This window comes from Asticcacaulis sp., from assembly GCF_047605585.1.
Taxonomy (GTDB): Bacteria; Pseudomonadota; Alphaproteobacteria; order Caulobacterales; family Caulobacteraceae; genus Asticcacaulis.
In genome coordinates, this window is the sequence record NZ_JASGFK010000001.1 from 843,422 (window position 1) to 855,277 (window position 11,856).

13 protein-coding genes are annotated in these 11,856 nt (G+C 62.1%); 9 read left to right on the plus strand and 4 right to left on the minus strand.

Translation table 11 applies throughout. The features are described 5' to 3' along the window. Window positions 1-2: 2 nt before the first annotated feature. The 9 genes from QM647_RS03970 to QM647_RS04010 all read left to right on the plus strand — a co-directional run bounded on the left by QM647_RS03970 (window position 3) and on the right by QM647_RS04010 (window position 7,547). The gene (locus tag QM647_RS03970; protein ID WP_414994174.1) at window positions 3-653 is read left to right on the plus strand and encodes a nicotinate-nucleotide adenylyltransferase; all 651 of its coding nucleotides are present in this window, start codon (window positions 3-5) and stop codon (window positions 651-653) included. Between the two features lie 61 nt (window positions 654-714). Continuing rightward, entirely contained in the window at window positions 715-1,179 is a 465-nt protein-coding gene (gene rsfS / locus QM647_RS03975; protein WP_414994175.1) for a ribosome silencing factor, read from the plus strand. Further along, the gene (rlmH, locus tag QM647_RS03980) at window positions 1,180-1,671 is read left to right on the plus strand and encodes a 23S rRNA (pseudouridine(1915)-N(3))-methyltransferase RlmH (protein WP_414994176.1); all 492 of its coding nucleotides are present in this window, start codon (window positions 1,180-1,182) and stop codon (window positions 1,669-1,671) included. A gap of 92 nt (window positions 1,672-1,763) precedes the next feature. Beyond that, a complete protein-coding gene (locus QM647_RS03985) occupies window positions 1,764-2,426 on the plus strand; it encodes an HAD-IA family hydrolase (RefSeq protein WP_414994177.1) in 663 nt (220 codons plus the stop codon). Window positions 2,427-2,506: 80 nt separating this feature from the next. Then, window positions 2,507-3,646, plus strand: coding sequence for a murein hydrolase activator EnvC family protein (locus QM647_RS03990; protein WP_414994178.1), 1,140 nt, complete (start codon window positions 2,507-2,509; stop codon window positions 3,644-3,646). 137 nt (window positions 3,647-3,783) lie between these two features. Further along, window positions 3,784-5,253, plus strand: coding sequence for a S41 family peptidase (locus QM647_RS03995; protein ID WP_414994179.1), 1,470 nt, complete (start codon window positions 3,784-3,786; stop codon window positions 5,251-5,253). A 126-nt stretch (window positions 5,254-5,379) separates the two neighbouring features. Further along, entirely contained in the window at window positions 5,380-6,609 is a 1,230-nt protein-coding gene (locus QM647_RS04000) for a divergent polysaccharide deacetylase family protein (RefSeq protein WP_414994180.1), read from the plus strand. Continuing rightward, the gene (locus QM647_RS04005) at window positions 6,606-7,088 is read left to right on the plus strand and encodes an RNA pyrophosphohydrolase (protein ID WP_414994181.1); all 483 of its coding nucleotides are present in this window, start codon (window positions 6,606-6,608) and stop codon (window positions 7,086-7,088) included. The genes QM647_RS04000 and QM647_RS04005 overlap by 4 nt, the downstream gene beginning before the upstream one ends. 105 nt (window positions 7,089-7,193) lie before the next feature. Then, entirely contained in the window at window positions 7,194-7,547 is a 354-nt protein-coding gene (locus QM647_RS04010; RefSeq protein ID WP_414994562.1) for a DUF1428 domain-containing protein, read from the plus strand. 136 nt (window positions 7,548-7,683) lie between these two features. Here the strand turns inward: QM647_RS04010 and QM647_RS04015 are convergent, their stop codons facing one another. The 4 genes from QM647_RS04015 to atpA are packed head-to-tail and all read right to left on the minus strand — an operon-like array spanning window position 7,684 to window position 11,853. Further along, window positions 7,684-7,959 (minus strand): ATP synthase F1 subunit epsilon, encoded by a 276-nt coding sequence (locus tag QM647_RS04015; protein WP_414994182.1) that lies wholly within the window; start codon window positions 7,957-7,959, stop codon window positions 7,684-7,686. A gap of 2 nt (window positions 7,960-7,961) precedes the next feature. Continuing rightward, window positions 7,962-9,410, minus strand: coding sequence for a F0F1 ATP synthase subunit beta (atpD, locus tag QM647_RS04020; RefSeq protein ID WP_414994183.1), 1,449 nt, complete (start codon window positions 9,408-9,410; stop codon window positions 7,962-7,964). Window positions 9,411-9,420: 10 nt separating this feature from the next. Further along, window positions 9,421-10,296, minus strand: coding sequence for a F0F1 ATP synthase subunit gamma (locus tag QM647_RS04025; protein ID WP_414994184.1), 876 nt, complete (start codon window positions 10,294-10,296; stop codon window positions 9,421-9,423). 24 nt (window positions 10,297-10,320) lie between these two features. Further along, window positions 10,321-11,853, minus strand: coding sequence for a F0F1 ATP synthase subunit alpha (gene atpA / locus QM647_RS04030; RefSeq protein ID WP_414994185.1), 1,533 nt, complete (start codon window positions 11,851-11,853; stop codon window positions 10,321-10,323). Window positions 11,854-11,856: the final 3 nt, after the last annotated feature.

Here is an 11,856-nt window from a genome sequence, read left to right on the forward strand (position 1 = left end):
GCATGTGGTTCGCAGGCCTGGCCCCGATGCGGCCCGCTGTTTCCGCGGGTGGATTGCGCAGCGGCTTCCATCTGGAGCCGGGCATGACGGTTGGCCTGTTCGGTGGCTCTTTCAATCCGGCGCATGAGGGCCACCGCCATGTCGCCGATACGGCGCGCCGGCAGCTGGGGCTCGATCGCATCCTCTGGCTGGTTTCGCCGCAGAACCCGCTGAAATCGAAAGCCGATACCGCCCCCTTAACCGAGCGCATGGCCGGGCTCCAGCCCTTTATCGGCCATGGCGATGTCATTTCCGATTTCGAGACCCGCATTCACGCCACCTATACCCTCGATACCCTGCGCGCCCTGAAGGCCCGTTATCCTGGCGTGAAATTCGTCTGGATCATGGGCGGCGACAGCCTGGCCGGCTTCCACAAGTGGCGCGGCTGGGTCCAGCTCATGCACATGGTGCCGATCGCCGTCGTTTCGCGACCTGGCGCCCTGATGAAGGCTCGCTTCTCGCCCGCCGCCCAGCGTTTCGCCCGCTATCGCATCGATGAACGCGCCGCCCGCATCGTGCCCTATCTGAAGGTGCCCGCCTGGACCTATATCAAAGGTCCGTTACATGGCCATTCCTCGACCGCCTTGCGTTTGAAAATTAAAGCCAAATCCTGAAACCAGTAAATTTCCATCAATGGGTGACCTGAAGCGCATTTTGTGCTATTAGGGCTCTATCGTGGATCATAAAGGAACCCTAGCCCTGTCTCGTCAACCTGCGCAAACCGCGCCCGAAACCCCTCAGTCTGAGGCTCCCGCGTCCGCTGACGCCCACGAAGATCATAGTACCGATACCCTGCAACCGCTGGAAACCCTGATCGTCAACAAGCTGGATGACGACAAGGCGCAGGACATTGTCTGCATCGACCTGCGAGGCAAGTCCTCGGTCGCCGACACCCTGATCATCGCTTCCGGCCGATCCCACCGCCATGTCGGCGCGCTGGCTGACCACGTCGTGCGCGCGCTGAAGGAAGCCGGCCACGGCAAGGCCAAGATCGAAGGCCTGCCGGCCTGTGACTGGGTGCTGATCGATGTCGGCGATGTCGTCGTCCATATCTTCCGCCCGGAAGTTCGCAGCTTCTACAATATCGAGAAGATCTGGTCGCTCTCGGCCGAGGGCACTGGCCACACGGTTTCCGTCTAAGTGAAACTTACACTCTGCGCCGTCGGTAAGCTCGGCGCGACCGTTGAAAACAATCTCGTCAAAGATTACCTGAACCGCGCCAATTCAACCGGGCGCGGTTTAGGCATTTCGCCGGTCGACCTGCTGGAAGTCGAAGCTAAAAAAGGCGCCAAGGCCGCCACCTCCGCCCTGCTGAAAGCGCAAGAGATGGAAGCGATAAAAGCCGGATTAGGGGAAGGCGGCATATTGATCACCTGCGACGAGCACGGCGAACAATTGACCTCGCGCCAGATCGCCCAGCGCCTCAATACCTATAAGGATCGCGGCGAGCGCCGAGTGACCTTCCTGATCGGCGGGGCGGATGGCCTCGATCCGGCCCTGCTGAAGTCATCGGCCTTTTCCCTGGCCTTCGGACCGCAGACCTGGCCGCACGCCCTGGTGCGCGTCATGCTGGCCGAACAGATGTACCGCGCCACCACCATACTGGCCGGCCTGCCCTATCACCGCGATTAAATTCTCAACTTATTTCGCACCGCACTACTGACTTTTTGCGCTGCAACAATTATGCTCGGATTACAGGTATCCGTTTAGCGTCAGGTGCGATCATGAGTGAGAATGCGTTATTGCAAGGCCGGTATCGCGCCTTCCTGTTCGATATGGATGGCACGGTTCTCAACTCCATCGCCTCCGCCGAACTTGTCTGGGGCGCCTGGGCGAAACGCCAGGGACTGGACGTGGAATCCTTCCTGCCCACCATCCATGGCGCCCGGTCGGTCGATACCATCGCCGCGCTCAAACTGCCCGACATAGATCCGGCGGCCGAGGCCCTCAGCATTACCTTGGCCGAGATCGAGACCGCAGACGGGATCGTTGAAATTTCCGGCGCCATCCGCTTCCTCAAGGCCCTGCCGGCCCATGGCTGGGCAATTGTCACCTCGGCGCCGCGCGCGCTCGCCGAAGCCCGCATCAAGGCGGCCTGCCTGCCGCAACCGCCCTTGCTGATCACCGCGGAAGACGTCACTGCCGGCAAGCCCGATCCGCAGGGCTACCTGTTGGCGGCGCAAAAGTTGGGGGTCGATATCGCCGACTGCCTGGTCTTCGAAGATGCTCCGGTCGGCATTGCCGCCGGACATGCCGCCGGCGCGCAGGTCGTGGTCATTACCGAAACCCACAGCCATCCGCTCGTATCGCCGCACATCCATATTGCCGCCTATAACCGGCTGACGCCGCATCTCGACGCCGAAGGCTATATCCGCCTGAGCGCCTGAATACCTGGGCGCCCGAATACCTGAGCGGTTCGTTAAGCCCGTTTATTGAGAATTAAGCCGAACCACCTTATCTCAATGGCATGCTCGCCTCATCGCGTCATCTGCTGCTGACCGGCCTGGCCGTGCTGGCCCTGGCCGGCGCGGTGCAAAGCGATGCCCAGCAACGGACGCGCGACCTCAGCGAAGCCGACCGCGCCACGCTCGACACCCTCTCCGCCCAGCGTCGCGCCGAGGAGCGCAAGAGCGATACCCAGCGCCGTTCCGCCCGCCAGATCGCCCAGGAAATCGAGTCCCTGCGCGACCAGATCGTCGAGATTTCGCGCAAGCAAGGCACCGGCGAAACGCGTTCGGCCATCTATCGCGCCAAGCTGGAAACCCTGAACCAGCAGGAAAACGACATTGCCCGCCGGCTAATCGCCGAACGCGACAAGCAGACGCGCCTGCTCAGCGCCCTGCAGATTTATTCGCGCAATCCGCCGCCGGCGCTGTTCGTCACGCCGCGCAAGGCCAATGACGCCGTTCTGGCCGCCATCATCATGCGCGCCATCACGCCGGAACTGCAAAAACGCACGCAAAGCCTGGTGCAGCAGAACAGCCAGCTGGTCAATCTGCGCCGCCAGGCGGCCCTGCAGAACGAGGCCATCTTCATCTCCGAGAGTGAAGTTTCGGAGCAGCGCAGCCAGATAGAGCGCCTGATCCGCGAAAAGGGCGCGCTCGAAGACCAGCTGATGGGGCAGGCCGACCAGATGGACGCCCGCGCCGCCGAGCTGAAAGCGCAGGAAAACCGCATCACCGGCAACCTGCCGCTGAAATTCTTTGGCTCTCCGGCCGTTGAGGATGCCCGCCTCGGCGCACCCGTGGTCGGCGACGTCACCCGCACTTTCGGCCAGGCCGATGGTACAGGCCCCTCCAATCGCGGCACCTCCTATGCCGCCCTGCCCGGTGCCCAGGTGACGGCCCCGGCGGAAGGCGAGGTCGAATATGCCGGTCCGCTGGAATCCTACGGCCAGGTGGTGATCCTGAGCATCGGCAATAATTATCGCGTCGTCGTCACCGGGCTTGGCCGGGTCTATGTCGAACAGGGCCAGACGGTCGCCCGCCATGAACCCCTGGGCCGGATGCCGAACCTCTCCGACAAGAAGACCACGCTCTACATGGAACTTCGCCGCGGCGAAGACCCGGTCAATCCCGCTACAACCCTGCAGATTTCGAGCAAATAGTACTCAAGCCATGCCCTTAAACAGCGAAGCGGCAGGGCTACATTCATGAGCGGTAGCACAACTAAATGCTTCCGCCCCGTTTACGCCATCATCGCGCTCTTATATGCTAAGCCTATAGCGTGTCTTTCGAGGACCTAATGAAGAACATTTATCTTGCCGGCGCCGCCGCTGTCGCCCTCAGTATCGGGGCCGTGGCCTATGCCAGCCAGCCGGCATTTTCCCCGCGTTCGGATACCTACAAGCAACTGGAACTGTTCGGCAATGTGCTGGCCATCGTCCAGCAGGACTATGTCGTGCCGGTCGATTCCAAGAAGCTGATCAATGCCGCCCTGGAAGGCATGCTGGCCTCGCTCGATCCGCACTCGAACTATCTGTCGGACGACGACTATACCGACCTGAAGGAAAAGACGCGTGGCTCCTACGGCGGCATCGGCCTGGAAGTGACCGGCGAGGATGGCGCGGTCAAGGTTGTCACCCCGATGGACGACACCCCCGCCCAGAAGGCCGGCATCGAATCGGGCGACTACATCACCGCCATCGATGGCACCTCGATTCTGGGCCTGCCGCTCAATGACGCCATCGCCAAGATGAAGGGCGATCCCGACACCAAGCTGACCGTCACCATCGTCCGCACCGGCAAGACAGAACCGTTCGATCTCTCCCTGACGCGTGAGATCATCACGGTCAAGTCGGTGAAGACCCGCATGGAAGGCGATTACGGCTATATGCGCATTGCCTCCTTCTCGGAGACGACAGCCAACGACGCCAAGACGCAACTGGCCGACCTGATCGCCAAGAATCCGAACATGAAGGGCCTGGTGCTCGACCTGCGCAATAATCCCGGCGGCCTGCTCGAACAGTCGGTTGGTGTGGCTGACCTGTTCCTCGATGGCGGCGAGATCGTCAGCCAGCGCGGCCGTGATCCGAAGGACATCATCCGTTATCAGGCCAAGAAAGGCGACATGCTGAACGGCAAACCGATCGTGGTCCTGACCAATCCGGGCACGGCTTCGGCGGCGGAAATTGTCTCGGGCGCTCTGCAAGACCAGAAGCGCGCCACCATTGTCGGCCTGACCACCTTCGGCAAGGGCTCGGTGCAAAGCGTCATCGACCTGGGCGATAACCGCGCCGTCAAGCTGACCACTGCTCGCTACTATACTCCTTCGGGCCGTTCGATCCAGAAGACCGGTATCGAACCCGATCTCGAAGTGGCCATGAGCAAGGACCAGGCGAAATATATCGCCACCTCGGCCATGCAATATACCGAAGCTGCTTACGGCAATGCGCTGGATGCCGATGAAGGCAAGGTCCGCCGCTCAGCCCATGCCGTTCAGGAAGTGCCGCCCGATGATTTCGACACCAAGACAGGCGATTTCGAACTGACCCGCGCCCTGGACGTGCTGAAGTACAATGGCGACGTCAAACTGGCCGCCGCCCATCCGCGCGGCGCCAAACTGGCCGACAGCGACCTGATCGACAAGCCCGGCGCGAAAATCGAGGCCAAAATGAAAGCCACGACGCCCGCAGGCGCTGTAGCGGGCGGCAGTACGTCATCGGCCGCCTCAAGTACAGCGGCCAGTTCCGCCACTTCGGCTGAAAAGAAGTAAGACAGGGCCTCTCCTCAACGGGAGAGGCCTTTTTCTTTGCGGAACCGGATTGATTCAGCATTCGTTAGTCTTTGTTAACCCTGTTCCGGCACTATCGGGCCCTGAGTTTCTCCAGTCGGCCTGATCATGTTCGCCAAACCCAAGCCCTCGTCAGACCTGCCCGGACGCCCGCGTTTCGATCCGCCGCGCGGCGCGCGTCCGGCCCTGCGCGACCTGCCGAAGGTCTGGGGCGGCCGCGTTCTCGATTTTTTCCGCAGGCCCTATGTGGCACCGGCCTCGGCGCTCGGCCTTCTGGCTCTGGCGGCCGTTGTCTTCCTGAATGTGGCAGGCGATCCCGATGCCGGTGCGCCTTCGGTGCGTATCAATCTCGCCAAGGACAAGGCGCCGCCCCCCGCCAGCCATGCGACCGCCCAGAACACCACGCCGCAGGCCTTCACCCTGGATGGCCTCGGCATGTTCGGTGACGCCAGCGCCGATACTTTCAACGACCCCAATGCCGCCGCCCCGGTCCAGGGCACAGCCGTCATTACCTTGCCGGGCGATGACGGCACAGGCGCCATGCCCGCACCGAAATTCACCGCTTCGCCGCTCACGCCAGCGCCGATTGCCGGCCTGGTGCAGTCCACTGACAGCGGCGCGCTACCCATGATCGGCGCCAACGGTCAAACTCCGGCCTCAGCCTATGCCCGCCCCTTCAAGAGTGATGGCCGCCCGACAGTATCTCTGGTCGTCGGAGGGCTTGGCCTGAACCCGGCCACCACCAAACAGGCCATCGAGCAGCTGCCGCCGCAGGTCACCCTTTCCTTCGTTCCCTATGTGTCTGGCCTGCAGGGCTGGATCGACCAGGCGCGCGCCGCCGGCCATGAGGTGATGATCGAGGTACCGATGCAGCCGACCAACTTCCCCGACAACGATCCCGGCCCGCAGACCCTAATGGCCAATGCCCGTCCGGATGACTTGATCGGCCACCTGAACTGGGTACTGTCGCGCGCCACAGGCTATTTCGCCGTCTCCAACTATCAGGGCGGCGCCTTCTTCAAGGACAAGGCAGGCACCGGGGTCTTCCTGCAGAACCTGAAATCACGTGGCGTCGCCTTTGTCGATGACGGCCAGGCGCGCGGCCTGAGCGGCGCCTGGGGTCGCGCCTCGGCCGACCGCATTGTCGATAATCAGCTCAACAGCGCGGCGATTATGGCGCAGCTGGCCGGGCTGGAAACCACTGCCCGCAACCGCGGCACGGCACTCGGCACCGGCTTCGCCTATCCGGTCACCCTGGCCGCGGCGCTCAAATGGACTCAAGGCCTGGACGCAAAGGGCATACAGCTTGCCCCCGTCTCGGCGATGGCGCATCAATGACTGTGAATAAGGGCCCGGAAGGGTATCGCCCCAATGTCGGGCTTGTTGTTTTCAATGCCGAGGGCAAGGTGTGGATCGGTCATCGCTACGGGGTGGGCGGCGATCATGCCTGGCAGTTTCCGCAAGGCGGTGTGGACGAAGGCGAAGAGCTTGAAGCGGCTGCCTTGCGCGAACTCTATGAGGAAACCGGCATCCGTTCGGTCGAGCTGATCGGCCGCACGAAAGACTGGATCGTTTATGATTTTCCGCCCGAAGTGTTGGCCAACAAGCGCATTGGCAAGAATTTCAAGGGCCAGAAGCAGATCTGGTTCGCCTATCGCTTTAACGGCCCGGAGTCCGAAATCGACCTGACCACGCACGGCGAACAGGAGTTTTCGCGCTGGGAATGGTGCGATCTCGATGCGGTGATCGATCGCGTCGTCCACTTCAAGCGCGACAGCTATCGCCAGGTCATCGCCGAACTGCGCACACTGATATAGCGCTCACGCATCTGTGTTGATCGCGGTCGCACTTCCTGCCTGATTCTGACGCAGAACGGAGGGATAATGCCACATCGGATAACAGGTGAGGCTCCCATGGCAGATATTCCCTATATCGACGGTTTCGTCATCCCAGTCCACAAGGACAGGAAGGACGACTATCTGAAGACGGCGAAGATGGCCGCTGAAATCTGGCGCGAACACGGTGCGCTGGAGATCATCGAATGCTGGGGCGACGATATTCCCGAGGGCAAACACACCTCCTTCCCCATGGCTGTAAAGGCCGAGCCAGACGAGGTGGTGGTGTTCTCCTGGGTGCGCTGGCCATCCCGGGCCGCGCGCGACGCCGGCAATGAAAAGGTCATGGCCGATCCGCGCATGCAGATGACCCCGGAGCAGATGCCCTTCGATGGCAAGCGCCTGATCTTCGGCGGCTTTACCCTGCTCAATGCCGGCTGATAAAAAAAGCCCGCCGAGACAACTCGGCGGGCTTCTTATCTCTCACCACTCAACTGATTTCCAAAGCAAAGCTTTGGCAAGGCCGACTGGCCGCCGCGCCTGATGGCGCGTAAGCCCCGCGGCGCCTGAGCGAAAACTAGTGGACGTTTTCGCCGTATTCATTGGCGTGTTCGGCCAGGATGGTCATGCCGTCCTCGTTGACGTCGGCAAAGCCGCCGCGCACCTGGAAGACGCGCTTCGACGTACCGTCGAGGATGGTGACATCCCCTTCGGCCAGCGTGGTCATGAAGGGCGCGTGGTGCGCCAGAACGCCGAATTCACCTTCGACACCCGGCGCCACGACCTGATCGACCTCGCCCGCGAACAGCTCGCGTTCGGGCGTCACCAGAGAAACATGCAGCTTATCGCTCATGATTACTTACCTTCGCCGGCCAGCTTTTCAGCCTTGGCGATGGCTTCCTCGATGGTGCCGACCATGTAGAAGGCGGCTTCCGGCAGATGATCGTAGTCACCGTTGCAGATGCCCTTGAAGCCCTTGATGGTGTCTTCGATCGACATCAGCACGCCCGGCGTACCGGTGAAGATTTCGGCGACGTGGAAGGGCTGCGACATGAAGCGCTGGATCTTGCGGGCGCGGGCGACGGTCGCCTTGTCTTCTTCCGACAGTTCGTCCATGCCCAGGATGGCGATGATGTCCTTCAGCGCCTTGTACTGCTGCAGGATTTCCTGAACGCGCGTGGCGGTTTCGTAGTGTTCCTGGCCAACGACGCGCGGATCAAGGATACGCGAGGTCGAGTCGAGCGGATCGACGGCCGGATAGATGCCCTGTTCGGCGATCGAGCGCGACAGAACGGTCGTGGCGTCGAGGTGGGCGAACGAGGCGGCAGGCGCCGGGTCGGTCAGGTCGTCGGCGGGGACGTACACGGCCTGGACCGAGGTGATCGAACCCTTGTTGGTCGAGGTGATGCGTTCCTGCAGACGGCCCATTTCGGTGGCCAGGGTCGGCTGATAACCAACGGCCGACGGAATACGGCCCAGCAGGGCGGACACTTCGGAACCGGCCTGGGTGAAGCGGAAGATGTTGTCGACGAAGAACAGAACGTCCTTGCCTTCGACGTCGCGGAAGTACTCAGCCTGGGCTAGGCCGGTCAGGGCGACGCGGGCGCGGGCGCCGGGAGGCTCGTTCATCTGGCCGTAGACCAGGGTACAGCGCGAGGTACCGCCACCGCCGTGCTCGTTCACCTTCGACTCGATCATTTCGTGATAGAGGTCGTTGCCTTCGCGGGTACGTTCACCGACACCGGCGAACACCGAGTAACCGCCGTAGGCCTTGGCGATGTTGTTGATCAATTCCTGGATTGTAACGGTCTTGCCGACGCCGGCGCCGCCGAACAGGCCGATTTTACCGCCCTTGGCGTACGGGCAGATCAGGTCGATGACCTTGATGCCGGTGACGAGCAGTTCAGCCGCCGTCGCCTGGTCGGCGAAGGCCGGGGCGTCAGCGTGGATCGGGTTGAAGAACTTGGTCTCGATCGGACCGGCTTCGTCGATCGGCTCGCCGATGACGTTCATGATGCGGCCGAGCGTGGCCGGACCGACCGGCACGGTGATCGGCGAACCCAGGTCGGTGACGTCCTGGCCACGAACCAGGCCTTCTGTGGCGTCCATGGCGATGGTGCGGACGGTGTTTTCACCGAGATGCTGGGCGACTTCCAGAACCAGACGCGCGCCGGTGGCGGTGTTGGTGGTTTCCAGAGCGTTCAGGATGGCGGGCATACCGCCTTCGAAGGAGACGTCGACGACGGCGCCGATGATCTGGCTGATCTTGCCTTTGGCGGCGGTGATCTTTTGTTGAGCGGACATGGGTCTGTTCCTACAGGGCTTCGGCGCCGGCGATGATCTCGATCAGTTCGGTCGTGATCTGTGCCTGGCGTTTACGGTTATATTTCAGGTTCATGGCTTTGATCATTTCGCCGGCATTGCGCGTGGCATTATCCATGGCGCTCATCTGCGAAGCGTAGAAGCCGGCATTGTTTTCCAGCAGGCTGGAAAGGATCTGCACCGACAGGTTACGCGGCAGGAGCGTTTCGAGAAGTTCCTCTTCGGACGGCTCATACTCATAAACCGCGCCATGGGTATCTTCCATGGCGGAGAGATCGACATCGGCCGGGATCAGACGCTTGGACGACGGCACCTGGGCGATGACCGACTGGAAGCGCGAATAGAAGAGGGTCACGACATCGGCGCGGCCTTCGGAAAATTCGCGGCCGATCAGGTCGGCGATCGGCGCCACCACATCGATCGTCAGCACCTTGGAGCCCGACAGATCGAAGCTTTCGACGATCTGGTCGCCGAACTGACGCTTCAGCTGGTCACGGCCCTTACGGCCGATCGTGATGATCCGCACCTTGTTACCGGCGGCGGTTTGCTGGGCGATGAATTCGCGGGCGGCGCGGACGATGTTCGAGTTGAACCCGCCGGCCAGGCCGCGGTCAGCGGTGGCGACGACGACCAGTTGATTGGTCGTGGCGCCATTGCCGACCAGCATCTGCGGCGCGGAATCGCCGGTAATGCCCTTGGCCAGGTTGGCGATGACAGCCGCCATGCGCTTTGCGTAGGGACGGGCATTTTCAGCCGAGTCCTGCGCGCGCTTGAGCTTGGCCGCCGCCACCATCTGCATCGCCTTCGTGATCTTCTGCGTCGCCTTGACGCTTCCGATCTGCGTGCGCATGTCCTTTAAGCTTGCCATTTGTTCTGACTAACTCTCTGGATCTTAAGCGAAGTTGGAGGTGAAGTCGGCGATGACCGTCTTCAGTTGCTCTTCGAGTTCCGGCGACAGGGCCTTTTTGTCGCGGATCGCGTTCAGCAGGTCACCCTGGCGGGTGCGCAGCAGCGACAGCAGGTCCTTTTCGTAACGGCCGACGTCAGCGACGGCGACGTTATCGAGGTAACCACGCGTACCGGCGTAGATCACGGCAACCTGCTCTTCGACCTTCAGCGGCGAATATTGCGGCTGCTTCAGCAGTTCCGTCAGACGGGCGCCACGGGCCAGCAGGCGCTGGGTCGCGGCGTCGAGGTCCGAACCGAACTTGGCGAAGGCGGCCATTTCGCGATACTGGGCCAGGTCGCCCTTGATGGCGCCGGCGACTTGCTTCATCGCCTTGATCTGGGCCGACGAACCAACGCGCGACACCGACAGACCGACGTTAACGGCCGGACGGATGCCCTGATAGAACAGGTCGGTTTCGAGGAAGATCTGGCCGTCGGTGATCGAGATCACGTTGGTCGGGATGTAGGCCGAAACGTCGTTGGCCTGCGTTTCGATGACCGGCAGAGCGGTCATGGAACCGGCGCCGTTCTCTTCGTTGAGCTTGGCGGCGCGTTCGAGCAGGCGGGAGTGCAGGTAGAAGACGTCGCCCGGATAGGCTTCGCGGCCGGGCGGACGGCGCAGCAGCAGGGACATCTGGCGATAGGCGACGGCCTGCTTCGACAGATCGTCATAGATGATCAGCGAGTGCATGCCGTTATCGCGGAAGTATTCGCCCATGGCGCAGCCGGCGAACGGGGCCAGGTATTGCAGCGGGGCCGGTTCCGAAGCCGAGGCGACGACGACGGTCGTGTATTCCAGGGCGCCGTTTTCTTCCAGGGCCTTGACGATCTGGGCGACGGTCGAGCGCTTCTGGCCGATGGCGACGTAGATGCAGTACAGCTTGGCCGACTCGTCCGAACCGGCGTTGACGGCCTTCTGGTTCAGGATGGCGTCGATGGCGACGGCGGTCTTGCCGGTCTGACGGTCACCGATGATCAGTTCGCGCTGGCCACGGCCGACGGGGATCAGGGTGTCGATGGCCTTGATGCCGGTCTGCACAGGTTCATGCACCGACTTGCGCGGGATGATACCGGGCGCCTTCAGGTCGGTACGGCGGCGTTCCGTGGCAACGATCGGGCCCTTGCCATCGATCGGCTCACCCAGCGGGTTGACGACGCGACCGAGCAGGCCCTTGCCGACCGGCACGTCGACGATTTCGCCGAGGCGGCGGACTTCGTCGCCCTCTTTGATGTCGCGGTCTTCACCGAAGATAACGACACCGACATTGTCCTTTTCCAGGTTCAGGGCCATGCCCTTCACGCCGGCACCGGGGAACAGAACCATTTCACCGGCCTGAACCTTGTCGAGGCCGTAGACGCGGGCGATACCGTCGCCGACGCTGAGTACGGAACCAACGTCCGAAACATCGGCTTCTTCACCGAAACCTGCGATTTGAGCTTTGAGGATGGCCGAGATTTCGGCTGCACGAATGTCCATGGG

Excerpts from the sequence above, each read along its gene's own strand:
- QM647_RS04000 (WP_414994180.1), top strand. The coding sequence starts at position 5,380 with ATGTTCGCCAAACCCAAGCCCTCGTCAGACCTGCCCGGACGCCCGCGT.
- QM647_RS03995 (WP_414994179.1), top strand. The coding sequence starts at position 3,784 with ATGAAGAACATTTATCTTGCCGGCGCCGCCGCTGTCGCCCTCAGTATC.
- QM647_RS04005 (WP_414994181.1), top strand. The coding sequence starts at position 6,606 with ATGACTGTGAATAAGGGCCCGGAAGGGTATCGCCCCAATGTCGGGCTT.
- QM647_RS03970 (WP_414994174.1), top strand. The coding sequence starts at position 3 with ATGTGGTTCGCAGGCCTGGCCCCGATGCGGCCCGCTGTTTCCGCGGGT.
- QM647_RS04015 (WP_414994182.1), bottom strand. The coding sequence starts at position 7,959 with ATGAGCGATAAGCTGCATGTTTCTCTGGTGACGCCCGAACGCGAGCTG.
- atpD (WP_414994183.1), bottom strand. The coding sequence starts at position 9,410 with ATGTCCGCTCAACAAAAGATCACCGCCGCCAAAGGCAAGATCAGCCAG.
- atpA (WP_414994185.1), bottom strand. The coding sequence starts at position 11,853 with ATGGACATTCGTGCAGCCGAAATCTCGGCCATCCTCAAAGCTCAAATC.
- QM647_RS04025 (WP_414994184.1), bottom strand. The coding sequence starts at position 10,296 with ATGGCAAGCTTAAAGGACATGCGCACGCAGATCGGAAGCGTCAAGGCG.
- QM647_RS03990 (WP_414994178.1), top strand. The coding sequence starts at position 2,507 with ATGCTCGCCTCATCGCGTCATCTGCTGCTGACCGGCCTGGCCGTGCTG.
- QM647_RS03985 (WP_414994177.1), top strand. The coding sequence starts at position 1,764 with ATGAGTGAGAATGCGTTATTGCAAGGCCGGTATCGCGCCTTCCTGTTC.